Source organism: Curtobacterium sp. PhB78, from assembly GCF_003751685.1.
Classification (GTDB): Bacteria; Actinomycetota; Actinomycetes; order Actinomycetales; family Microbacteriaceae; genus Curtobacterium.
Genome location: NZ_RKIA01000008.1, coordinates 1 through 23,445, shown reverse-complemented (window position 1 = coordinate 23,445; position 23,445 = coordinate 1). Strand labels below are relative to the sequence as shown.

The window sequence follows — 23,445 nt, the reverse complement described above, 5'->3', positions numbered from 1 at the left end:
CCGCCGAGGTTCCACAACATGCCGCCGGTGTGCCGCCGAGGTTCCACGGAACGGCCGAGAGCGCGAGGTTCCGAGATCTCGGAACCTCGGACCTCGTACCCTGCACCCCACCCCGCGCCCCCACCCCGCGACACCGGGTGGCGCCGAGGTTCCACAACACGCCGCCGGTGTGCCGCCGAGGTTCCACGGAGCGGCAGAAAGAGCTCCGACACTCCAAGATTTCGGAACCTCGGGCCCCGCCGCACCCACCGCGCCCGACCCCCGGAACACAGGACGGGGTGGGACGCGCCGTTGCGTCCCACCCCGTCCTGCCTCGGTCTGCCGGTCAGATCACCAGCAGCCGCGAGTACTGCGCCGACGACAGCTGCTGCGCAGCCCCGCCGGAGGCCGGCACGCGCCACAGCCCGGCCGAGGGCCCGCTGTCGACGTTCGCGAACACGTCGCCGTCGTCGGAGGCGGCACCCGTGTTCGCCCCGCGCGACCCCGCCGTGATGCCGGAGACCGCCACGGTGGACTTCCCACCGGTGCCCACCACGAGCTTGTCCGGGATCGTGCGGTCGACCTTGCAGCCGGTCGGACTGGTCGGGTACTCGGCCGGAGCGGTGCACCACTCGGCGGACTGCAGGAGCGAGAAGCCGTCGGCGTTCGCGGCACCGTACTCGAAGGCCAGTCGCGGCTCGATCGTGGTCAACGCCGTGGCACCGGGCTTCAGTTGGTACCAGGCCCACGAACCGGCGGCACCGGGAGAACGGATGTCGACGTACACGTTGCCGTGCGAGTCGGCGAGGACCGCTGCGGGGTACCCGACGCCGGAGCTGCCGGGGAGGGTGATCGCCCGTGCGGTCATGCCGGTGCCCACGACGATCGGGGAGAACTGCGAACCGCCGACGACGACGACCTTGCCGTCGGGGGTGACGGTCCAGAACCGCTGCCCGCTGCCCGTGGCAGTCAGGTCGAGCACGGCCGTCGCGGTGGAACTGCCGACGGGGAGCTTCTGCACCGCACCCGTCACCGAGTCGATCCAGTACAGGTTGCCGGCGACGTCGGAACGCAGGTCGGGGGTCAGGTGCAGCCCGGTCGCCAGCGTCCGCGTGGCACTTCCGTCGGCGGGGTGGAACAGGATCGAGGTCAGGTCCGCCGAGGGGGTGAACACGTCACCGACGTCGTCCGCGGCGAAGCCCGTCCCCTTCGCGGCGACGACCTTCCCGGCGCCGGAACCGTCCTCGGCGAAGCGCACGACGTTGCCGGACGCGTCGAGGGCGAAGAGCGACTGCGTCGTGTCGACCACGGACGGCGTGGTGTAGCGGACCAGGATCGTGCGGCCGGACTTCTTCGCGCCGATCGCCCGGACCGAGAACTTGTAGGTCGTCTTCGGCGTCAGGTCACCGAAGCGGTCGGACCGCGCCTTCGCCGGCAGCCGGTCGACGCCGTTGCCGGGCTGCTGCTGCGCGGGGGCGATCGTGACCTTCCAACCGGTCACCTTCGCGCCCGACTTCGGGGCGCCCCAGGTCACGGTCGCGCTGTCGCCGGCTCCGGTGACCCGGACGGTGGTGGGCGCTCCGGGCGCCGAGGACGAGGGGGCTGCCGTCGCCGGCGCCACTCCCCCGATGACGAGCGCCGCCGCTGCTGCGACGGTGATGAGTGCTCGGTACACGTTCGTTCCCCTGCCTTCTCCGCGGCTCCCTGCGTCACGGCTCCAGGTATCACAGCACCGCTCGGGCGCCAGGGGAACGGATCCGAGCGTGATCTGCGGTTCCCCGCACCGCAAAGCTGGTGACGCAAGGCCGGCACGCGGGGCGGCCCGCGGCGGGAGACGCGACCGGACGACGGACGGGAGGAACGGTGCCAGCTGGCACCGTGCCTCCCGTCAAGAGGTGGTCGCGTCCAGGACGCAACTCGCGTCGACGACGCGACTCGCGTCAGTAGCGCGGCTTGCGCTCCGGACGCTCGTCGCGGCGGCCACCACCACGGCGGTCGGGCTTGATCTCGATGAGCTTTCCGCTGATCCGGGTGTCGGTCAGGCGGTCGAGCACGCCGCCGTCCATGTCGGCGGGCAGCTCGACGATGGAGAAGTCCGGCTGGATGCGGATCGCACCGAAGTCGTCGCGGCGGAGGCCACCCTCGTTCGCCAGGGCGCCGACGATCTGGCGCGGCTCGACGCGGTGGCGGCGGCCGACCTCGATGCGGTAGGCGGTCATCGGCTGCGAACGGCGGGGCGCACGGTCACGGTCACGGTCGCCGCCACGGTCGCTGCGCGGGCCGCGGTCGTCACGTGCACCGCGGTCGTCGCGCTCGCCACGACGGGCGTCGCGCTCCATCTGCGTGCGGAGGGCGTCGTCGGCTGCGGTCAGGAGCAGCGGCGAGTCGCCCTGCGCCACGACGGCCAGGGCGGCGGCGACGTCGTCCGAGGGGACGTCGTGGTGCTCGACGTAGTGCGCGATGACGTCGCGGAAGGCAGCGATGCGACCCTGGTCCTCGAGCGCCGCGGTGATCGCGTCGTCGAAGCGGGTCAGGCGCGTCTCGTTGACGTCGTCGATCGTCGGCAGCTGCATCTGGGTGAGCGGCTGCTTCGTGTGGCGCTCGATCGCGGAGAGCAGGCGACGCTCGCGGGGGGTGACGAAGCTGATCGAGTCACCCGAGCGGCCGGCACGACCCGTGCGGCCGATGCGGTGCACGTAGGACTCGATGTCGACCGGGATGTCGTAGTTCACGACGTGCGTGATGCGGTCGACGTCGAGGCCACGGGCGGCGACGTCGGTGGCGACGAGGATGTCGAGCTTGCCGGACTTCAGCTGGTTGACGGTCCGCTCGCGCTGGGCCTGGGCGACGTCACCGCTGATGGCCGCTGCGGCGTAGCCACGGGCCCGGAGCTTCTCGGCCAGGGTCTCGGTCTCGCTCTTGGTGCGGACGAAGATGATCATGCCCTCGAAGTCCTCGACCTCGAGGATGCGGGTCAGGGCGTCGACCTTCTGCGGGTACGAGACCATCAGGTAGCGCTGCGTGATGTTCGCGGCGGTCTTGGTCTTGGTCTTGACGGTGATCTCGGCCGGGTCCGTCAAGTACTGCTGCGAGATGCGGCGGATCTGGGCGGGCATGGTCGCGGAGAACAGGGCGACCTGCTTGTCGTCGGGGGTGTCCGCCAGGATCGTCTCGACGTCCTCGGCGAAGCCCATCTTGAGCATCTCGTCGGCCTCGTCGAGCACGAGGTACTTCAGCTCGGACAGGTCGAGCGTGCCCTTCGCCAGGTGGTCCATGATGCGACCGGGGGTGCCGACGATGACGTCGACGCCGCGGCGCAGGGCGGACAGCTGCACGCCGTACGCCTGACCGCCGTAGACCGGCAGGACGTGGACGTGCTTCATGTGCGACGCGAACTGCTCGAACGCCTCGCACACCTGCAGGGCGAGCTCACGCGTCGGGGACAGCACGAGGGCCTGCGGCTTCTTGCTGCCGGGCTCCATGCGGGACAGGATCGGCAGCGCGAAGGCGGCGGTCTTGCCGGTTCCGGTCTGCGCGAGGCCGACGACGTCGCGGCCGTCGAGCAGTGTGGGGATGGTGGCTTCCTGGATGGCGGAAGGGGTTTCGTAGCCGATGTCCTTGACGGCCTTGAGCACAGCATCGCTCAGGCCGAGATCGGCGAAGGTCACCACGGGCCCCTCGTCGGTGGTCTCGGTGGTGGTGGCGGTGTCCGTGCTCATACACCAACGGTATCTCGAATGCACGCTCCGCAGTGACCGGGGGGCGTGCGGACGGGAGGAACGGGGCGGGCCCGCCCCGCGCCTCCCGTCCTCTTGTTGGTCACGTCACGGGCGCGTGGTGCCGATCCCGAGGACCGCGTCGGCCCGGTCGTTCAGTCGCGTGAGCATCTCGGCGAGCGAGCGCAGCTCGTCCGAGGCGAACTCCTCGGTGAGGTCGTCGAAGACCTCGGCACCGGCGGCGTCGAGCTGGTCGAGCAACTGCTTGCCCGCGGGTGCGAGCGAGACCAGGGTCGCTCGGCCGTCGGCGGGGTCCGGCGAGCCGACCAGGTGCTCGGCCTCGACCAGCGACGCCACCCGGCGACTGATCACCGGGCGGGACAGGCCCGTCGCGTCGGCGATCGCGGTCGCACGGACGGGTCCGTGACCGGCGACGGCTCGCAGGATCACCCGCGCGGTCGGGTCGAGGCCGCCGCTGGACTCGATGAGCGAGGAACGCAGGGTCTGCCGGACCCACAGCCGGTCGAGCTGGGATCGCAGGAGTCGCTCGGCGGCACGCCGGTCGTCGCACATGGGGCCAGCGTAGTGGGCACATTTAGTTGCTTGCTGGAAGCAACAGATGTATCGTTGCGCGGTCTGCAAAGTTACACAGCACGAAAAAGGAGTTCGATGACCGCCACCGCACCCGTCCAGGTGCAGCACGGTCGGCACACCGCCGAGGCCCCAGCAGCCTCCGGCGGGACCGGCCCGCAGCCCCTGATGACCCACCGCCAGATCCTCCTGGTGATCTACGGCCTGATGGCGGGCATGTTCCTGTCGTCCCTCGGCCAGACGGTGTTCGGCACGGCGATCCGCACCATCGGCGACGACCTGCACGGCCTCGACCAGCAGGCCTGGGTCACCACGGCCTACCTGATCACCTCGACGATCGCGACGCCGATCTACGGCAAGCTCTCCGACATCTTCGGCCGCCGGCCCCTCTACATCTTCGGCATCGTCGTGTTCATCCTCGGCGCCGTCCTGTCGTCGATGTCCACCTCGATGCTCATGCTCGCGGCCTTCCGCGCCGTGCAGGGCATCGGTGCCGGTGCGCTCATGTCGCTGCCGCTCGCGATCATGGGTGACATCCTCGCCCCGCGCGAACGTGCCAAGTACCAGGGCTACTTCCTCGCCGTGTTCGGCATCTCGTCCGTCATCGGGCCGCTCATCGGTGGGCTGCTCGCCGGTTCCTCCGAGATCCTGTGGATCACGGGATGGCGCTGGGTCCTGCTGATCAACGTGCCGATCGGTGTCGCCGCGCTCCTCATGGTCATCGTCTTCCTGCACCTGCCGAAGGTGCACAGTGCCGACGACGCGAAGCCCAAGGTCGACTGGTGGGGCGCGACCGCCGTCATCGTCACCCTCGTGCCGCTGCTGCTCGTCGCCGAACAGGGCCGCATCTGGGGCTGGGGATCCCCCGCCGCCATCGCCTGCTACGTCGTCGGGGTCGTCGGCCTGGTCGGGCTGCTGCTCATCGAGTCGAAGATGGGCGACGCGGCGATCATCCCGCTCAAGCTCTTCCGCTCGGGCACGTTCTCGATGGCGACCGTCATCGGGTTCCTGGTCGGCTTCGCGATGTTCGGTGCGATGCTCACCATCCCGCTCTACCTGCAGATCGTCGTGGGGCTCACCCCGACCGAGTCCGGCTTCGCCACGCTGCCCCTGGTCGGCGGTCTCATGATCGCCTCGATCACGAGCGGTCAGATCGTCGCCCGCGTCGGCCGCTACCGGATCTTCCCGGTCATCGGCACCGCGCTCGTGTCCGCCGGCTACGTCGTCCTGACCTTCATGTCGATCGACAAGCCGCTCTGGTTCCTGATGATCGGCATGTTCCTGATCGGCCTCGGCCTCGGCTCGGTCATGCAGTCGCTGACCCTGGCCTCGCAGGGCTCGGTCGAGGCCCGTGACATGGGCGTCGCCACGTCGTCCGCCACGTTCTTCCGCCAGATCGGTGGAACGCTCGGCACCGCCGTCCTGCTGTCGATCCTGTTCTCGGTGATGCCGGCGAACATCCTGCACGCCACCGCGAACGAGAAGGACCTCGGCCCGGCACTCGACGCCGCGCTCAACCCCACCGTCGCCAGCGCGAAGGCGAACCAGGGCGCGATGGACAAGATCTGGACGCCCGTCGTCACCCCGCTGACGAAGACCGTGCAGTCGCAGCTCGACGCTGCCTCGGCGAAGGCGACGCAGGCCGCCGACGCCGCGGTCACCGAGCAGGTCACGGCAGCCGTGCAGCAGCAGGTCGCCGCCGGTGCGGTCCCCGCCGCCTCGGCCCAGTCCGTCATCGACCAGCAGGTCGCAGCGGCGACGCCGGCGGCCGAGCAGTCCGCCCTCGAGCAGGTCGCCGACCAGGCACACGCCAGCGTGCAGGACGGCACCGTGTCCGTCGACTGGTCGAACGCCTCGCAGCGCTCCTACTGGGTCGACGAGCTCACCCCGGAGCTCGCGAAGAAGATCGACGACGGCAACACCACGAGCGACAGCGCCACCAGCACGAACGACACCTCGTTCCTGACCGGTGCCGACAGCCGCCTCACCCGGCCGTTCATGGCGGGCTTCAACGCCTCGTCCGTGACGATCTACTGGGTCGGCCTCGGCGTGATCCTGCTCGCGTTCGTGCTCACCTGGTTCTTCCGGGTGCCGCCGCTGCGTCAGCGCTCCGCCCTGCAGGAGCGTGCCGACCTGTCCGCCGAGGCCCAGCTCGAGGCCGAAGCCGGCGCTGCCGCTGCCGACGCCGGCTCGTTCACCGGTCCGATGACCGGGTCCGTGCCGACCGGATCGGTGCCGACCGGCTCGGGCTCGACCGGCTCGGGCTCGACCGGATCCACGCCGACGCACCGTCGGTGACCGACCGGGCCGTCCGTGCCGTGCCCCCTTTCCGGCACGGGCGGCCCACCAACCCCCACCACCAGGAGTCCACGTGATCACCACCCCGGCAGCTGCAGTGGCGACGGAGCCGTGCACCCTGCGGGAGCGCAAGAAGCAGCAGACCCGGCAGGCGCTGCACGACGCGGCCCTGACGCTGGTGTCCGCGCACGGGCTGGACGGCGTCACCATCGAGCAGATCTGCGCCGATGCCGACGTCTCGCCCCGCACCTTCTTCAACTACTTCTCGTCCAAGGCGCACGCCGCCCTCGGACTCGACTCCGTCGAGGTCCCGGAGCCTTCCGCAGCATGGTTCACCGAGGCTCGTGGCGGCCTGGTCGACGACCTCTGCACCCTCGTCGCGGCGACCGTACCGCTGTCCCAGGACCGCCGCCGGATGAAGGAGCTGCTGGTCCTCCGGCCCGAGATGTCGTCGATGGTGATGCAGTGGATGGCCGAGTCGCGCCAGTCCCTGCTCAGCGTCGTGGGCACCAGGACCGACGACCAGACCGCTCGCACGGCGGTGACGCTCGTGATGTCGGCGCTCAGCGAGGCCGCCCACCGCGACTCCGTGCGGAACAACGACGAGCTCGCGGTGCGGCTCCGGTCCGTGGTGCGCGAGATGGCGGCGCTGGCCTCCTGACGGGGCGCCGCGCGAGGCGTACCGAGTCGTTTCGGGCGTACCGGGTCGGAACTTCTGACCAGGTACGCCCGATTCCGTTTCCCATCGCCCGCGTTCTGGGAAAGAACGTCAGGTGGTGGTGGCGCCTGCTGGCCGCCGAGCTGGCCGGTGCCACACGAGCGCGGCGTTGGCGCGGTCGCGGGCGAAGCGGAGCACCCGCAGCACCACGATGTCGTGGTCGCCCGCACGGTGGACGGCCTCGACCGAGCACTCCAGCCACGAGTGCGCGCCGTCGAGCAGCACGGCACCCGACCCGGTGTCGACGTGCGGCACGCCGACCAGTCGCTGTGCCCGGTCGCGGGAGGCCAGCTGCCGGGTCTGCGCCGCGTGGCCCTCGGCGAGGACGGAGATGCCGAGCACCGGCGCACCGGCCAGGTCCGGCCAGGTCGTCGACGAGTGCTGCACGGCGATCGTCGCGAGCGGCGGGTCGTACGAGACCCCGACGGTCAACGACGTTGCCACCATGACGACCGGCACGCCCTCGACCCGTGCGGCGATGGCGGCCACGACGGAGGGGACCTCGGCGATCGCCTCGCGGATGTCGAGCGGGTCGTCGGTGAAGTCGTGCTGCATGGTGGTTCCTTCGTTCAGGAGCGGGCGAGCAGGGTGCGGGCACGGCGCTCGTCGGCACGCATCGCGGCGACGAGGGCGTCCGGCCCGGGGAACGTGCGCTGCCGCCGGAGCCGACGACCGACGGTGAGCTCGACGGGGGTGCCGTACAGGTCGCCGTCGAAGTCGAGCACGTGGATCTCGACGGTGCGCGGCCGGTCGGCGAAGGTGCTGTTGCTGCCGATCGACACGAGCGCCTCACGGGCACCGGACCACGTCGGCGCGGTGAGCCAGCCGACGTAGACCCCGTCCGACGGAACAGCGCCCGCGTCGTCGGGCAGCAGGTTGGCGGTCGGGAACCCGAGCCCGTGCCCGACCCCGGCGCCGTGCACGACCGCGCCGGTCAGGACCGCCGGCGCTCGCCCTGGCAGGGACGCCGCCGCCACGAGTGCCCCGAGGGCCGCCAGCGCCAGGGCGCCGAGGGCCACCGCGTCGGTCGACACCGCGAGCAGCACCGCGGTCACCGTGCTGCCCAGGACGGCACCGAGCTGCTTCACGGTGTTGAAGGTGCTCGACGCCGCACCGATGGTCGCCGGTCCGGCCCCGAGCACCGCCGCGAGCGAGAACGGCGACCAGACGAACGCGTTCGCGACCCCGAAGCCGGTGAACGCCGTCGCCACCGCCCAGAGGGGTGCGGCGGTCCCGATGAGCACGGCGGTCAGTGCCACCGAGACGACGAGCAGGACGGCGCCGATGGTCGCCGTCGCACGGGGGCCCGCGGTGTTCGTCGTGCGGCCGACGAACGGTGCGGCGGCCAGGCAGGCGACCCCCATCGGCACGAGCACGAGGGCCGCGGCCCCCGGTCCGAGACCACGTCCGTCCTGCAGGTCGAGCATGAGCGGGATCGGGGCAGAGCCGACGCAGAACGACGCGGCGGTCGCGCCCCACGAACCGGTCACGAACCCGCGGTCACCGAACAACCCGAGCGGGACGAGCGCCCGGTCCCCCGCGCGGCGCTGCACCGTGAGCACCGCGGCGACGACGAGTGCGCCGAGCACCACCAGACCGACCCTCGGCAGGGGTGCGGCGAGGACGCCGTCGCCCGTTCCCTGGACACCGACGACCACCGCGAACACCCCGGCGGTCACCCCGACGACGGCGAGCACCGGCAGGGGCACCGCGATGCGTCGGGACACCGGCACGAACCGCAGCACGGCGACGGCGGTGACGATGCCGACGGGCACGTTCACCAGGAAGACCGACGGCCACCCCCACGCCTCGACGAGCACGCCGCCGACGATCGGGCCGGCGACGGTCGCCGCACCGCCACCGGCGCTCCAGACGGCGAGCGCGACGGCGAGCCGGGGTGGTTCGAACAACGAGCGGATCACGGTCAGGCACTGGGGTGTCAGCAGCGCGGCACCGACGCCCTGCACGGCGCGCCAGACGATGAGCGCGCCGATCCCCGGTGCGAACGCGCACCCGACCGACGCGACGGTGAACACCGCGAGCCCGAGCAGGTAGACCCGGCGGTGACCGAAGCGGTCGCCGAGCCGTCCGGCGACGAGGAGCGGCACGGCGAACGCGAACAGGTAGGCGCTGTTCACCCAGACCGACAGCGACGCGTCGGTGCCGAGGTCGCTGCCGATGTCCGGCAGGGCGACGGACACGATCGTGCTGTCCAGCAGCAGCATGAAGAAGCCGAGGCAGAGCCCGCCGAGCGCGAGCCACCGACGGGCCGGGGTCACCTCACACCGCCAGGTTCTCGCGGAGCGTCGACCCCGGGTACCGGGGCGCCAGGGCACCTCGGGCACGTAGCTCCGGCACGAGCAGCTCGCTCAGGTCGGCGAACCCGGTGGGCATGCCGAGCGGGCTGGACAGCATGTAGCCGCCGCGTCCGCCGGTGGCCGCGAAGTTCGCCTGCAGGGCGTCGGCGACCCCCGCGGCGTCGCCGACCAGCATGTGGTCGAGGCCCGTCGCGGCACGCCAGCCGTGCTCGAAGAAGTCGTCGCGGTCCATGGTGTGGTCCTCGCCGAACTCGGCGACCAGGCTGCCGACCAGGCCGGCCGGGCTCGCCTGCGCGGCGACGATCTCGTCGCGCAGCTCGCCGAGGCGGAACGTCTCCGGGAGCGTGGAGAAGTCGTACCCGGCGTTGTGCGAGATGAAGGTGCCGACGGCCTCGCGGTTCCAGAACGACAGCAGCGAGTCACGGCGGGCGGCGGCCTCGGCGTCGGTGGCGCCGACGATGACCTGGGTCGCCCAGAGGATCCCGACGCCGGACGGGTCCCGACCGGCGTCGGTGAGCGCTGCGTCGAGGGCGTTCCGGTGCCGGAGCTGTCCGGCGACGCTCGACCCGAACCCGAACACCAGGTCGGCGAACGACGCACTGGCGGCGATGCCGCGCGGCGAGTTGCCGGCCTGCACGACGACGGGGTGCCGCTGCGGACTCGGGACGCTCGCGAGCGGGCCGCGCACCTTGAAGAAGCGGCCGTCGTGGTCGATCGGGTGCACCCCGGCCGGGTCGGCGAACCGGCCGGTCGCGCGGTCGCGGACGATCGCGTCGGGGGCGACGGAGTCCCAGAGCGCACGGCAGACGCCGATGAACTCCTCCATCCGTTCGTACCGCAGGTCGTGGTCGATCAGGTGGTCGGACCCGTAGTTCGCCGCGTCCGCGCCCCGCGACGAGGCGACGACGTTGAACGCCATCCGTCCGCCGGTGACGTGGTCGAGCGAGTTGAGCAGTCGGGCGACGGAGAAGGGGTGGGTGAACGTGGACGAGTAGGTGAGCCCGAACCCGATGTGCTCCGTGACGGTGGACATCGCGGCGATCACGGGCGACATGTCCTGCCGGGGCCACTGGATGCCCCATTCGACGGCCGGGTCGATGCTGCCGCGCCACGTGCTCGGCACACCGGACCCGTCGCCGAAGAACAGCATGTCCACGCCTGCGCGCTCGGCGGTCCTGGCGACCTCCATGTACATGCGGACGTCGGGGAAGTCCTGGCCGACCCAGCTGCCGGCCGCTGCCCACCGCCCCTCGGTGTGGGTGAAGGACAGGTCGTAGGCCAGGTGCATGCCGCTCATCGGGCACCCACCGGCGAAGCGGACGCAGACGCAGACGCAGCAGACGCAGACGCAGACGCAGCAGCATCAGACGCAGCAGCGTCAGCAGCCGCGCGCCACAGCGCCACCGTCTCGTCGGCGTCGGTCACGACGCCCACGTTGAGGTCGATCAGGGTCAGTGCGGCGTCGTGCACGTCGGTGTCGTACGCGGCGGTGGCGTCCTGCGGGACCACCACGGGCCAGCCGAGCTGCATCGCGTCCTGTGCGGTGGCGAGGACGCAGCACTCGGTCGTGAGTCCCACGACGGTGACCCAGCCGATCCCTGCGGCGGTGAGCCGGGCCTCCAGGTCGGTGCCCAGGAACCCGCTGTAGCCGCGCTTGACGACGCGTGTCTCACCGGGCTCGGGCGCCGTGCGGTACCACTCGGCGCCCTCCGTGCCGATCCGGCAGGGCTCGTCGTCCGGCATCGGGCCGTCCGGGTCACCGCCGCGCAGCCACGTGCTGGAGCGCCACGGCGAGGCCGGGTCGCTGCCGAGTTCGACCCAGACGACGGGGACGCCCGCTGCGCGGGCCTCGTCGACGAGCGAGCCGATGCGGGTGACGGCGGCGTCCACGGCGACGGACGCGCGGTCGTCGAGTCCGTAGGGGGCGATCCGCGCCGGCTCACCGAAGTCGCGCTGCACGTCGACGACGACGAGCGCGGGGCGGAGCGGAGCGGACAGCAACTGCGCCAGCCGCGGGTCGCGACCCGCGTCGAGTCCCCCGGTCACCGGACGACCGCCGCGTCGTGCTGGCGGAGCGCCGGCAGGACGGTCTCCCCGAACAGCACCATGTCCTGGTCGTACTCGGGGAAGATCAGCATCAGGCCGTCGAGCTCGCCCCGGTCGACGATGTACTCGATGTGCTCGGTGACGGTCTCGGCGGACCCGGCGACGTACGCGGTCTGGAACGCGTCCTCACCGGCAGCACCGTCCGCCCAGGCACGCGCCTGCTCGGCGGGGACGCCCCACGACGCCCGCATCGAGGCCAGTGCTTCGCGGTCGACGCCGGCACCCCACTCGCGCACCTTCCGCTGCGCGGCGGCGTCGGTCTCGCCCTGCACGACCGTGAGCATCGAGTAGGTGCGGCACTCGCGTCCCTCGGCGGCGGCGCGGTCGTGGACGTCGCGGGACAGGTCGCGCATCTCGTCCAGGCTGTCCGCTGCCAGGAAGGCGCCGTCGGCGTGCTTCGCCTGGAACGCCCGGGCCGCCTCGGACTTGCCGGCGCTGATGATGGTCGGCCGCGATGCGGGGTGGGGGCGGGACTCGCACGCGTCGAGGTCGAAGTACGGCGTGTGCATCGTCACGCTGTCCTCGGTCCACAGGCGCGTGACCGCCTCGGTCCAGAGCTCCGTCATCCGGTACCGGTCGGCGTGGCTGAGGGCCGCGTCCCAGATCCCGAACTGCTCGAACTCCGCCGCGTAGGCGCCGTTGACGATGTTCATGCCGGCCCGGCCGCCGGAGACGTCCTGCAGCGTCGTGTACATCTTCGCGGCGACCGCCGGGTTGTGGACGTTGGCGTGCATCGTCGCCCAGATCTTGACCCGCTCGGTGGCCTCGGCGATGCCGGCCATCATCGTCATCGACTCGAGGGAGCGACCCCAGTGGTCGGTGGAGCCGCCGAAGCCGCGCCACTTCGCCATCGACATCACGAAGTCCAGGCCGATCGTCTCGGCGTGCAGCGCCGCGCGCTTGTTCCACGCGTAGGTCGCCTCGGGGTGGGGTGCCGTGGTGGAGAGCATCCACCCGCCGTTGCCGATCGGGAGGAAGATCCCGTACTCCTTCGCGGGCATCTCACGCCGCCTTTCTGGTCGTTGCGGAACACTCGGTGACGATGGGACTCACGGTGCGGGCCACACGGTCTCGCCGTCCTTCGTGATGGCGTCGATGTACTCGTTCGTGAACCAGCGCTTCGCGTCGTCGGCGGTCACCGAGCTCTTGACGATGTCGAACTGGTGCAGCATGTCGACGAGCTTCGTCACGTTCTCCGGGTCGATCCCGCCGAGCGGCTGGTCCGGCGTCGGGTTGTCCGCGATGACCTTCGTCTCGGTGGTCCAGATCTTGGTGTTCTGGGCGGTGTCGTAGGTGGCGCCGGACAGCTTCGCGGCGTACCCGACGCACTGCTTGGTCTTCGCCTCGCTCGCGGAGCAGAAGTCGTAGGCGTGCAGGGCTGCGCGCAGGACGTCCTCGACCGCGGTCGGGTGCGCCTTCGCGAAGGCGGGGTTCACGGCCATCGCACCGATCGACGAGGGGATGTCGTAGTCGACGGGCTGCCAGACGGTGACGTCGTCACCGGCGGCCTTGAGCAGGTTCGGCTCGTTCGACACGAAGCCGGTCAGCGCCTCGAGGCCGTTCTGCTTACGGGGCAGGACGGACGGGTCGTAGCCCTCCTTGACGAGCGTGAGGGAATCCCACTCGACACCAGCCTTCTCCATCATCGCCCGGACCGAGGCGGGGACGTAGCCCTTGTGGCCGACGACCTGGCCGTCGAGCTGCGGCAGCTTCGTGATGTCCTTGTTCGTCATCAGGACGTCGAGGCCGGCGTTCGAGTACGACGAGATCCCGGTGATGTCGATGCCGTTCGCGCGGGCCTGGATGAGGTCCTGCTCGGCGACGGCGGACACGGTGGCCTGGCCGCTGGCGAGGAGCTTCGTGTTCTGGGCGGTGTCACCCGAGCCCGGCTTCAGGGTCACGTCGAGGCAGAGGTCCTTGAAGTAGCCGAGCTCGTCCGCCGCGATGTACTCGAGGATCGACGCCGACGACTGGTACTGGTAGCCGGACAGGTAGGTGATCTTGCCGGCGTCCTGGTTCTCCTTGCACCGCTCGGCCGAGATCGCGCTGCCCTCGGACGAGGTGGTGCCGGCGCTCGAGCCGGTGCTGCAGCCGGTGAGCGCGAGGGCGACGACGGCGGTGGCGAGGGCCGCGAGGGCGGCCTTGGTGCGGTGCGTGGTGCGGTGCATGGTGCGGTGCTGCATGGTGCTGTGCTGCATGGTCACTCCTGTGGGAAGGGATGGGTGGTGCAGGGCGGGTGCGGGTGGGTCGGTGGGTCGCCGGACGTCGGCCTGGAGGCGCGGCTGACGTCGCGCGGGCAGGCTCGCGCCGGCGGGTGGTGCGGCAGGGCCGCGGGGCGGCCGCGTGGTGCGGCCGGCGCCCCGCGAGTCAGTCGTTCGCGGAGCGGTGCCAGTGCAGGACGCGGCGCTCGACGACCGTGATGAGTCCGAGCAGGACCACGCCCATCACCGCGAGGATCGCGATCGCCGCGTAGACGACTTCGAGCTGGTTCATCGACGACGCCGTGCTGATCACGGTGCCGAGTCCTCCGGTGGATCCCGAGGCGGAGAGCTCCGCGACGACCGCGCCGATGATCGACAGCGGGAACACGATCCGGAGGGCTGCGAACACGAACGGCAGGGCGTTCGGGATCCGCAGGTGCACGAGCATCTCGAACCGGGAGGCATCGATCGTCTTGTAGACCTGCAGCACGGGCTGCGGCACGGACCGCAGGCCTGCGGCGGTGTTGATCAGGATCGGGAAGAAGCAGATGAGCGCCGTGATGACGAGCTTCGGCAGCGGCCCGAACCCGAACGCCACCACCAGGGCCGGCGCGATCGCGACGAGGGGCGTGACGTTCAGCACGATGGCGATCGGCATGACCGCACGGCGGACGATCGGCAGCTCACTCGTCAGCACCGCGAGCACGAAGGCGGCGAGGAACCCGATGGCCAGGCCGACGAGCGACTCCGCCAGGGTGATGCCGGCGTTCTGCAGGTAGTAGGGCAGCTGCGTGGCGAGGGTCTCCCCCACCGCGGGCAACGGCGGCAGCAGGTACGGCATCGCCGTCGCGCCGATCTGCCAGAGCACCGCCAGGACGGCGAGCATCACGACGAGGGGCAACCAGACGGTCGGTCGGAGCCAACCGGGCACCGGTCGGCGGGCGGTGCGTCGTTCGGCGTCGGCCGTGGTGGCGGTCGCGGCGGGTGTGGAGGTGGTGGTGGCGCTCATGGTCCCGTCTCCCTCAGGCCGCATCGGTCATGCGCCAGGCGCTGTGCAGACGGGTCCGGACCAGGTCTTCGTACTCGTGGAACCGCTGTTCCTCGAACAGCCGCTGGTTGCGCGGGCGGGGCAGGTCGATGTCGATGACGTCGACGATCCGGCCGGGGCGCGGCGCCATCACGACGACGGTGTCCGACATCCGGACGGCTTCGGACACCGAGTGCGTCACGAAGAGCACCGTCGTGCGCAGCTCGTCCCACAGGTCGAGCAGCTGGTCCTGCAGGCTCTCGCGGGTGAACTCGTCGAGCGCCGAGAACGGCTCGTCCATCAGCAGGACGTCGGGGCGCAGGCCGAAGGCACGGACGATCGCGGCACGCTGCTGCATGCCGCCGGACAGCTGTGCGGGGAGCTTGTCCATCGCCTCGCCGAGTCCCGCCATCCGCAGGAGTTCGCGCATGTCCGGGCCGGTGCCGGTACTGCGCTCCTCGAGGTCCTCGATGGCGGCGCGGCGGCGACCGGCACCCGGGTTCACGCGCCCGGCGAGCGACACGTTCTGCAGCACGGTGAGCCAGGGCAGCAGCGCCGGTGCCTGGGGCACGAGTCCGATGAGCTTCGCCGCGCAGGCCTGGGCCGGCGTGACACCGTGCACCCGGACGTCACCGCGGTCGGCGGGCTCGAGCCCGGCCACCAGGCGGAGCAGCGTCGACTTCCCGCAGCCGCTCGGGCCGATGAGCGACACGAACTTCCCGGGCTCGATGGTCAACTCGACGTCGTCGAGCGCGACCATGGCGCTCGGGCCGCTGCCGTACACCTTGCGCACCGCGTCCACGCGGACCGCTGATGTGGTCATCCGTTCCTCCATACCGTCGGCGAGCACGCAGGCTCGGTCTCGTATGGCGGAGAGCGTGCGTCGCGAGCTCGGGTTGGTCTGCGACGCGGAAATCCGCTGCTGGTGACGAGGCTAGGACGCCCGTGTTACGGAGTCGGACCACATGTGTTGCGAACGTGTGAACGAGTGCGCGGGTCGGGTCGACTGGGCTCAGCGCGGCGAGGGTACCGCGGTCTGCCCGTCCCAGAGCAGCACCTCGACACCGAGGTCCTCGGCGGCCACCGCCACCCACCCGGCGAGCGCCCTCGCCGCGGGTTCGGCGACGACGAGCACTGCTCGTTCCACGCCGGGGACCGACTGCCGCAGCCACAGCAGCTTGAACAGGTCAGCCATCACCTTGTTGCGCCAGGCGGGCTTGTAGGCGCCCTGGTTCGCGACGAGCTGCACGACGACGCGGTCGGCGTCGTCGATGCCCTCGACCTCGACCCGGGCGCGATCGAGCACGACCGTGCGCGGGCGGAGGACGAGGCCGAGGGCGGTGCCGGTGTGCTCGAGCATCCGGCGTTCGACGGAGTCGGGGGCGAACCGGCCCCACTCGGAGCGCGCGACGGGGACCTCGGTCATGTCGGCAGTGTAGGCGGCGCGTCCCGCCTCAGACGACCGACCACCCGCCGTCGCTCGGCAGCACGGCGCCGTTCACGTTGGCGGAGTCGTCGCTGAGCAGCCAGGTGATGGCCGCTGCGAGCTGCTCCGGCTGCGCGACCGGCGGGATGGCGACCTGCATGATGGGGCCGACCCGGCTGGCGGCGTACTCGCTGCGCATCGGCGCCTCGATGTTCGTCGCGACCGCGCCCGGCGCGACCGCGTTGGCGCGGATGCCCTGCGGCCCGTGGAAGAACGCCACGCTCTTGGTGAACCCGGCGATCGCGTGCTTCGACGCCGTGTACGCGGCACCCGCTGCCGAGGCACGGAGTGCGGCCTCGGAGGCGACGTTCACAACGGCGCCGCGGCCGGCGGCGATCATGTGCGGCAGGACGGCGCGGGTGAGGCGCATCGGCCCGGTGACGTTGACGCTGAAGACGCGGTCCCAGGTGGCGTCGTCGACCTCGCTCGGCGGCAAGAAAGCGTCCATGATGCCGGCGATGTTCGCCAGTCCGTCGATGCGATCGCCCGCGGCCGCGATGAGGGCGTCGATGGTCTCGGTCGCGGCGACGTCCCCGACGACGCTCTCGAGTTCGAGGCCGTCGAGTTCGGAGCGGAGCGCGTCGAGGCGGTCGGCGACGACGTCGGTCGCGATCACCCGCCCGCCCTCGTTCGCGATGCGCGTCGCCGTGGCGCGTCCGATGCCGGAACCCGCCCCGGTGACGATGATGGTCCTGCCGGTGAAACGTCCGGCGGTGGTGTCGGTCATGTCGTCTCCTCACTGAGAGGCGCTCGCTGCGCCACGATGGTTATAGCACTCAGTGCCGAAAGGACTCCATGCGCCCGACGAGTGACCACCCGACGAGCGACCGGCCAGCGAACGATCGACCGACGGGACGCCCCCGCACGATCGACCCAGACGCGGTGTCCCTCGTGGCGCTCCGGCTGTTCGACGAGCAGGGCTTCGACGCCGTGTCGATGGACGACGTCGCGACAGCTGCCGGGGTGAGCCGCCGGTCGTTGTTCCGGCTGTTCCCGAACAAGGCGGCGCTCGTCTGGGGCGGGCTCGACGAGTTCGCCTCGCGGTTCGGTGACGCACTCCGACAGCGGCCGTCCACGGAGTCGTCGTCGGACGCCCTCCGCGCGGCGTACCGGATCGGCGCGACCTTCCCCGACGACGCCGTCGAGGTCACCCGCCACCGACTCCGCGTCATCCGCGCCAACCCCTCCCTCGAGCACGTCGGCGCGGCCACGGTCACGACCCTGACCGACGCGATCGTCCGGTTCGTGGCCGAGCGGGACGGCGCGACGCCCGACGACCTCGCGGTGTCGGTGCGCGCGCACGCCCTGGCGGCCGCGGCGAGCGCGGCCCTCACGTGGTGGGCGCTGCACGGCGACGGCCGACCGGAGGACGTCGTGGACCGCGCACTCGCCCTGCTCTCCTGAGACGCGCCCTGGACACGACCACCAGACGGACGGGAGGCCCGTGGCGGGCGTGCCACGGGCCTCCCGTCCGGCACCCGGCCGGGCTCAGCCCATCGCTCGCTTCCCACGGACGTCGCGCGACAGCGCGTCGGTGCGCGCGCCGTCGCTCGGCGGTATCGTCCGGGCATGAACGTCACCGGACCGTCGCCGTACTTCCAACTCGTCGGCACCGCCAGGCAGGCCCTCGAGCACTGGCAGGGTGTCTTCGGCGGCGAGGTCCAGATCGCGACCTACGCCGACTTCTCACGGACCGACGGCCCCGCCGACGCGGTCGCCCACGGACAGCTCACCGGCGGGCTGCAGCTCTTCGCCGCCGACGCGAGCGAGACCGACGAGCCGTTCGCGGCGACCGGCCTGCTGTTCTCGCTCCTCGGGGCCGAAGAACCCGACGTGCTGCGGCGGTGGTTCGACGCGCTCGCCGAGGGTGGCACGGTCGTCGATGCACTGCAGCAACGGCCGTGGGGTGACTGGGACGGCACCGTGCGGGACGCGTTCGGTGTCACGTGGCTGATCGGGTTCGAGGCGTCAGCGCGGGAATGACGGGCGCACTCGCTGGGATGACGGGCGCACTCGCTGGGATGACGGGCGCCCTCGCTGGGATGATGGGCGCATGACCGACCGCCCCGCCGTCCTGTTCGTGTGCGTCCACAACGCCGGACGCTCCCAGATGGCCGCGGGGTGGCTGCAGCACCTCGCCGGTGACCGCGTCCGGGTGTTCTCCGCTGGCAGCGAGCCCGCCGACCAGGTCAACGCCGTCGCCGTGCAGGCCATGGCCGAGCAGGGCATCGACATCGCCGACGCCCGACCGGCGGTGCTCGAGACCGAGACCGTGCGCGAGTCGGACGTCGTCATCACCATGGGCTGCGGGGACGCCTGCCCGGTGTTCCCCGGCAAGCGGTACGAGGACTGGGACCTCGCCGACCCGGCCGGGCTGGGGATCGAGCAGGTCCGCCCGATCCGCGACGACATCCGGGTGCGGGTCGAGCGGCTGATCGCGTCCCTGTAGTCGGCTACTGCTGGTCGGACGGCAGCAGCGGCGCCCAGTAGGCGTCCGCGCCGTCGGCCTGCACGGCGTCGCGCTCGAAGCGGAAGCCGTAGTCCCGCACGAAGTCGAGTGCGGCGGCCTGCTCGTCCTCGGCGTCGTCGTGCGCGGCGTCGAACAGGTACACGCCGTGCCCCATCTTCACGCCCGAGTCGCTGATCACCGTGAGGTCCCAACGCCCCTCCTCGGCGCGTTCGATCCGCACGACGGCGGCCTGTGCAGCGGTGAAGTCAGCCATGCCGTCAGCCTACGGACGGTGCCCCGGCGGCGTTCAGGGTCCGCCGCGCCCACTACGCTGAGCACCGTCACAGGCCCGGACGAGCGGAGAACGAAGTCATGTCAGTCGGATTGCTCGCCGTGGTGGACGACATCCTCTCCGCGGCCCTGAAGGCGAGCGCGAAGACCGCCGGGGTCGTCATCGACGACGCCGCGGTCACCCCGCAGTACGTGCAGGGACTCGCGCCGGCCCGGGAACTGCCGGTCGTCGGACGCATCGCGCTCGGCAGCCTGTTCAACAAGTTCATCATCATCATCCCGCTGGCGCTGCTGCTCACCGCGTTCGCGCCCTGGGTGCTGCCGTACCTCCTGCTCATCGGCGGGACGTACCTGTGCTTCGAGGGCGCGGAGAAGGTCACCGAGTGGTTCGGTGTCCACCACGGCGCCGGTTCCACCGACTCGGTCACCGAACCGAAGCTCGTGTTCGGCGCCATCCGGACCGACCTCATCCTGAGCACCGAGATCATGCTCATCGCCCTGGCCGGGCTCGACCCCGACCTCGGGCTCTGGCCGACGCTCGGTGCCCTCATCGTGATCGGGCTCGTCATGACCGCGGTCGTCTACGGAGCGGTGGCCCTGCTGGTGAAGATCGACGACGTCGGTCTCCAGATGATGAAGAACTCGGTCCGCCGGACCCGTCGCACAGGAGCGCGGATCGTGCGGGCGATGCCGACGGTCTTCCGGGTCATCAGCGTCATCGGCACCGTGGCCATGCTCTGGGTGGGCGGGCACCTGGTCATCGCGAACCTCGCCGAGACCTTCTGGCACGGCCCGTACGACCTGCTGCACACGATCGAGCACGCGATCGAGGCAACAGGCCCGGTCATCACGTGGATCGTCGACACCGCGGTCTCGGCGGTCGCCGGCGTCGTCCTCGGCATGGTCGTCGTGGCGATCGTCCTCGGCATCGGTCGCCTCCGCGGGAAGCACTGACTGACACTTCTGTTCCGCCGTCGGAACACGAGTGTTCCGACGGTGCACGCGTCGAACGACTCGTGGAGCGTCGCAGAACGGGTGCGCGCGACCCGCGCCGCGCGCCTACCCTGGCGCGCATGGCAACGGTGCGACAGGTCCAGGTGACGTTCGACTGCGCCGAGCCGGAGCGGGTCGCCCGGTTCTGGTGCGAGGTCCTCGGCTACGAGGTGCCTGCTCCCCCGCCCGGGTTCGACGACTGGCAGGCGTTCAACGCCTCGCTCCCGCACGAGCACCAGGACTCCGCCTTCGCGTGCGTCGACCCGACGGGCGTCGGGCCGCGGCTGTTCTTCCAACGGGTGCCCGAGGGCAAGACGGTGAAGAACCGCGTGCACCTGGACGTCCGGGTCGGCACCGGTCTGGTCGGCGAGGAACGTCTCGCAGCGCTCGATGCAGAAAGCGCTCGCCTCGTCGCGCTCGGCGCGACGCAGTTCCACCGCATGCTCGCGGATCAGGTCAACGAGTCCTGCATCGTGATGCAGGACGTCGAGGGCAACGAGTTCTGCCTCGACTGATCCGCGAGCCCGCGCAGGTTCAGGCCACCGGCCCGTACGTGCTCACCTCGACGGCGTCGAGCTCGAGCTCCGCCGTCTGCTGGATGAGCGCCAGCAGGTCGGCGTCGAGCCCGGGAGCGAACTCCTCGAGGCGCTCCGGAGCGATGAACGACGGCACGCCGGCGGGGGCCTGCTCGGTCGCCGTCAGGTCCGTGCCGTCCTTCGACGGTGACGCCCCGCGGAAGATCTTGCCCGCCTCGGACGCCCCGTCGAGGTCGAAGCTGTACTGCTTGCTCTGCAGCCCGAGGTCGAGGAGCTCCTTGACCTCCGGGAACCGCTCGGCGTTCGTCTTCGGGATCGGCAGCAGGGTCTTCCAGTCGACGCCGAGGGTCTCGAGCGCCTTCGCGTAGGCGTTCTCGTGCGCCTGGTCGCGGACGATCAGGTACGCGACGGTGCTGCGGGCGGTGGGGTTGTCCGTCATCTCGTAGATGCGGCACTTCTGCAGCCGACCGGTGGACTCGAGCATCAGGTTGTAGAGCAGGTCGAGCGGCAGGTTGCCGGAGTTGTAGACGTAACTGCCGCTCCACGGGTTGCCGGCCGCGTCGACCGGCAGGGCACCCTGGGCGCCGACCAGGTAGTGGTGGATGTTGCTCGTGTCGAGCGCGATGTTGAGCGGCGTCGCACCCTTCGCGCCCGGCTTGTCGAGCGGGTCGGTGAGCTTGCCGGTGTACTCGGGCGAGCCGTCGAGCAGGCGGGAAATCGTGGTGCCGATGAGCTCGACGTGGCTGATCTCCTCGGTGCCGACGCCCTGGATGAGGTCGCGGTACGGCTTCGCCGCCGGGCCACGGAAGTTCATCGCCTGGAACAGGTACTGCATCATCGTGCGCATCTCGCCGAACTGCCCGCCGAGCCCTTCCTGCAGGGCGTTGGCGGCTGCCGGGTCGGGCTCGCCGTCGGCGATCTCGTTGATCCAGGTCTGTGCGTGGAAGTACATGGGGCCTCCTTGCTCACCGCGACGGATCCGCCGCGTGCCTCACCGTCGTCCGGCGTCCCTGGCAGGCGACACGGGTCGTCCACTCAGCGCGGTATCGTCGTCGGCGCCGCACCGCCGCGCCCGGAAGGACCCCCGAACCGATGACCGTCAGTCACGCCGTCGACACAGCCGCCCTCGACGACCTGCTCGAGCCGGACCAGGTCCTCCGCGACCCGGCGTCGCTCGAGCGGTACCGCCACGACGACGCCGAGTGGGCCGACTCAACCGCACCGCTCGCCGTCGTCCTCGCACGCAGCACCGACGACGTCGTCGCCACCGTCCGGTGGGCGGCAGCCGCCGGCGTGCGGGTCGTGCCGCGCGGCGCCGGAACCGGGCTGTCCGGCGGGGCGAACGCGATGGCCGGATCGGTCGTCCTGTCCCTCGAGCTGATGGACGCGGTGCTCGAGGTGAACACCGACGAGCGCTACGCCATCGCCCAGCCCGGTGTGGTCAACGACGCACTGCGGGCTGCCGTCGCGGAACACGGACTCTGGTACCCGCCGGACCCGGCGAGCTCGGCGATCTCGACGATCGGCGGCAACGTCGCGACGAACGCCGGCGGGATCTGCTGCGTGAAGTACGGCGTCACCCGCGACTACGTGCTCGGGATGACCGTGGTGCTGGCAGACGGTTCCGTGGTGGAGCTCGGACGCCGCACGGCGAAGGGCGTCGCCGGGTACGACCTGGCCGGCCTGATGGTCGGGTCCGAGGGCACGCTCGGCATCGTCGTGTCGGTCACCGTCAAGCTGCTCCCCCTTGCCGGACGCGACGAACGTGCTGTGATCGGGTACTTCCCCTCGCTCAGCGCCGCCGGGGACGCCGTCGCTGCGATCTCGCTTGCCGGGATCATCCCCGCCGCACTCGAGATCGTGGACCGGACCTGCCTGCGGGCCGTCGACGACTGGATGCACCTCGGGCTGCCGTCCGACGTCGACACCCTGCTGCTGGCCCGGGTCGACGAGCGTGGTGCCGCGGGGGACGAGCTCGCCGACCAGGTCGCAGCCGTCTTCGCGCAGGCCGGCGGCACCGACGTCGAGCGCGCCACGGACCCCGACGACATCGACCGGCTGTTCCAGGCACGGCGACTCGCGTACCCGGCACTCGAGCGGCTCGGACCGGTGCTCACCGAGGACATCTGCGTGCCCCGCAGCGCGGTGCCCGAGATGCTCCGACGGATCCAGGCGACGGCGGCAGCGCACGACGTCACCATCGCGAACATCGCGCACGCCGGCGACGGCAACCTGCACCCGCTGATCATCGCTCCCGAGGGCGACGACGCCGCGAAGGCCCGCGCGAAGCAGGCGTTCGACCAGATCGTCGCGGACTGCCTGGCACTCGGCGGCACCGTCACGGGTGAGCACGGCGTCGGCCTGCTCAAGCTGCCCGGCCTGCGGCAGGAGCTGGGCGAGCGGGTCCTCGCGATGCACCGTGCCGTCAAGGACGCCCTGGACCCGGAGGGCACCCTGAATCCCGGCAAGGCGTTCTGAACCCACGTGGACGACGGACGGGAGGCCCAGTGCCAGCTGGCACCGGGCCTCCCGTCCGTCCGCTGGTCGCGTCCAGGGCGCGAAGGTCACAGACCGGTAACGAGGACAGATCGGTCCAAACCTTTTGCCGGAGGCCCCCGAATCACCTGCACAGACCGGGAACCACCCGGAGCGCTCACCAGCCGCACATTGCTGGTTCTCCACCCTGCACCAGGGTGTGTTCGGCGCGCACACAGCAGCCGCGCCGAGCGCGACACC

General features: G+C 71.1%; 23 protein-coding genes. 8 read left to right on the top strand and 15 right to left on the bottom strand.

All coding sequences use genetic code 11. The annotated features are described in order from the left end of the window. Nucleotides 1–325: 325 nt before the first annotated feature. From EDF53_RS16990 to EDF53_RS16980, 3 genes are all read right to left on the bottom strand, one after another. Nucleotides 326–1,654, bottom strand: a complete 1,329-nt coding sequence (locus tag EDF53_RS16990; RefSeq protein WP_148058381.1) for a fibronectin type III domain-containing protein — start codon at nt 1,652–1,654, stop codon at nt 326–328. Nucleotides 1,655–1,919: 265 nt separating this feature from the next. Beyond that, complete coding sequence (locus tag EDF53_RS16985; RefSeq protein ID WP_123294656.1) at nt 1,920–3,698, bottom strand: DEAD/DEAH box helicase; 1,779 nt, start codon at nt 3,696–3,698, stop codon at nt 1,920–1,922. Between the two features lie 105 nt (nt 3,699–3,803). Beyond that, a complete protein-coding gene (locus EDF53_RS16980) occupies nt 3,804–4,268 on the bottom strand; it encodes a MarR family winged helix-turn-helix transcriptional regulator (protein WP_123294655.1) in 465 nt (154 codons plus the stop codon). Between the two features lie 96 nt (nt 4,269–4,364). On the opposite strand from EDF53_RS16980, the gene EDF53_RS16975 reads away from it, so the two are divergent. Beyond that, a complete protein-coding gene (locus tag EDF53_RS16975; protein ID WP_248704294.1) occupies nt 4,365–6,584 on the top strand; it encodes an MDR family MFS transporter in 2,220 nt (739 codons plus the stop codon). Nucleotides 6,585–6,657: 73 nt separating this feature from the next. Then, nucleotides 6,658–7,245 carry a TetR/AcrR family transcriptional regulator gene (locus tag EDF53_RS16970; protein WP_123294654.1) on the top strand — a complete coding sequence of 196 codons (588 nt, stop codon included), beginning with the start codon at nt 6,658–6,660 and terminating at the stop codon, nt 7,243–7,245. Between the two features lie 108 nt (nt 7,246–7,353). Here the strand turns inward: EDF53_RS16970 and EDF53_RS16965 are convergent, their stop codons facing one another. The 10 genes from EDF53_RS16965 to EDF53_RS16920 form a co-directional block, all read right to left on the bottom strand. Further along, complete coding sequence (locus EDF53_RS16965) at nt 7,354–7,857, bottom strand: flavin reductase family protein (protein ID WP_123294653.1); 504 nt, start codon at nt 7,855–7,857, stop codon at nt 7,354–7,356. Between the two features lie 14 nt (nt 7,858–7,871). After that, entirely contained in the window at nt 7,872–9,581 is a 1,710-nt protein-coding gene (locus EDF53_RS16960) for an MDR family MFS transporter (RefSeq protein WP_260216006.1), read from the bottom strand. Between the two features lies 1 nt (nt 9,582). Next, nucleotides 9,583–10,917: an NtaA/DmoA family FMN-dependent monooxygenase gene (locus EDF53_RS16955; RefSeq protein ID WP_123294652.1), complete on the bottom strand. Its 1,335-nt coding sequence runs from the start codon at nt 10,915–10,917 to the stop codon at nt 9,583–9,585. Continuing rightward, nucleotides 10,914–11,666, bottom strand: coding sequence for a cysteine hydrolase family protein (locus tag EDF53_RS16950; protein WP_123294651.1), 753 nt, complete (start codon nt 11,664–11,666; stop codon nt 10,914–10,916). Before EDF53_RS16950 ends, EDF53_RS16955 begins: the two co-directional genes overlap by 4 nt. Continuing rightward, nucleotides 11,663–12,727, bottom strand: a complete 1,065-nt coding sequence (locus EDF53_RS16945) for an LLM class flavin-dependent oxidoreductase (protein WP_111086881.1) — start codon at nt 12,725–12,727, stop codon at nt 11,663–11,665. Before EDF53_RS16945 ends, EDF53_RS16950 begins: the two co-directional genes overlap by 4 nt. A gap of 48 nt (nt 12,728–12,775) precedes the next feature. Further along, nucleotides 12,776–13,924 (bottom strand): ABC transporter substrate-binding protein, encoded by a 1,149-nt coding sequence (locus EDF53_RS16940; RefSeq protein WP_260216004.1) that lies wholly within the window; start codon nt 13,922–13,924, stop codon nt 12,776–12,778. A 169-nt stretch (nt 13,925–14,093) separates the two neighbouring features. Continuing rightward, on the bottom strand, nt 14,094–14,936 hold the full coding sequence (locus EDF53_RS16935) for an ABC transporter permease (RefSeq protein ID WP_123294650.1): 843 nt from the start codon (nt 14,934–14,936) through the stop codon (nt 14,094–14,096). A gap of 13 nt (nt 14,937–14,949) precedes the next feature. Beyond that, on the bottom strand, nt 14,950–15,777 hold the full coding sequence (locus EDF53_RS16930; protein WP_123294748.1) for an ABC transporter ATP-binding protein: 828 nt from the start codon (nt 15,775–15,777) through the stop codon (nt 14,950–14,952). A 189-nt stretch (nt 15,778–15,966) separates the two neighbouring features. Continuing rightward, complete coding sequence (locus EDF53_RS16925; RefSeq protein ID WP_111086883.1) at nt 15,967–16,380, bottom strand: hypothetical protein; 414 nt, start codon at nt 16,378–16,380, stop codon at nt 15,967–15,969. Nucleotides 16,381–16,408: 28 nt separating this feature from the next. Beyond that, the gene (locus EDF53_RS16920) at nt 16,409–17,167 is read right to left on the bottom strand and encodes an SDR family NAD(P)-dependent oxidoreductase (protein WP_123294649.1); all 759 of its coding nucleotides are present in this window, start codon (nt 17,165–17,167) and stop codon (nt 16,409–16,411) included. Between the two features lie 155 nt (nt 17,168–17,322). Between EDF53_RS16920 and EDF53_RS16915 the strand changes: the two genes are divergently transcribed. From EDF53_RS16915 to EDF53_RS16905, 3 genes are all read left to right on the top strand, one after another. Next, nucleotides 17,323–17,844, top strand: a complete 522-nt coding sequence (locus tag EDF53_RS16915; protein ID WP_260216001.1) for a TetR/AcrR family transcriptional regulator — start codon at nt 17,323–17,325, stop codon at nt 17,842–17,844. Nucleotides 17,845–18,009: 165 nt separating this feature from the next. Further along, the gene (locus EDF53_RS16910) at nt 18,010–18,423 is read left to right on the top strand and encodes a VOC family protein (protein WP_123294647.1); all 414 of its coding nucleotides are present in this window, start codon (nt 18,010–18,012) and stop codon (nt 18,421–18,423) included. 70 nt (nt 18,424–18,493) lie between these two features. Next, entirely contained in the window at nt 18,494–18,889 is a 396-nt protein-coding gene (locus EDF53_RS16905) for an arsenate reductase ArsC (protein WP_123294646.1), read from the top strand. Between the two features lie 4 nt (nt 18,890–18,893). Here EDF53_RS16905 and EDF53_RS16900 read toward each other — a convergent pair whose 3' ends face one another. Next, complete coding sequence (locus EDF53_RS16900; RefSeq protein WP_123294645.1) at nt 18,894–19,163, bottom strand: hypothetical protein; 270 nt, start codon at nt 19,161–19,163, stop codon at nt 18,894–18,896. A 98-nt stretch (nt 19,164–19,261) separates the two neighbouring features. Here EDF53_RS16900 and EDF53_RS16895 point away from each other — a divergent pair, with 98 nt between their 5' ends. Together EDF53_RS16895 and EDF53_RS16890 are read left to right on the top strand one after the other, a co-directional pair. Continuing rightward, nucleotides 19,262–20,134 carry a DUF808 domain-containing protein gene (locus tag EDF53_RS16895; RefSeq protein ID WP_123294644.1) on the top strand — a complete coding sequence of 291 codons (873 nt, stop codon included), beginning with the start codon at nt 19,262–19,264 and terminating at the stop codon, nt 20,132–20,134. Between the two features lie 119 nt (nt 20,135–20,253). Beyond that, on the top strand, nt 20,254–20,688 hold the full coding sequence (locus EDF53_RS16890) for a VOC family protein (protein ID WP_123294643.1): 435 nt from the start codon (nt 20,254–20,256) through the stop codon (nt 20,686–20,688). A 19-nt stretch (nt 20,689–20,707) separates the two neighbouring features. Here the strand turns inward: EDF53_RS16890 and EDF53_RS16885 are convergent, their stop codons facing one another. Continuing rightward, a complete protein-coding gene (locus EDF53_RS16885; protein ID WP_123294642.1) occupies nt 20,708–21,661 on the bottom strand; it encodes a manganese catalase family protein in 954 nt (317 codons plus the stop codon). Nucleotides 21,662–21,801: 140 nt separating this feature from the next. Between EDF53_RS16885 and EDF53_RS16880 the strand changes: the two genes are divergently transcribed. Then, nucleotides 21,802–23,187, top strand: a complete 1,386-nt coding sequence (locus tag EDF53_RS16880; RefSeq protein WP_123294641.1) for an FAD-binding oxidoreductase — start codon at nt 21,802–21,804, stop codon at nt 23,185–23,187. Nucleotides 23,188–23,445 lie beyond the last annotated feature (258 nt).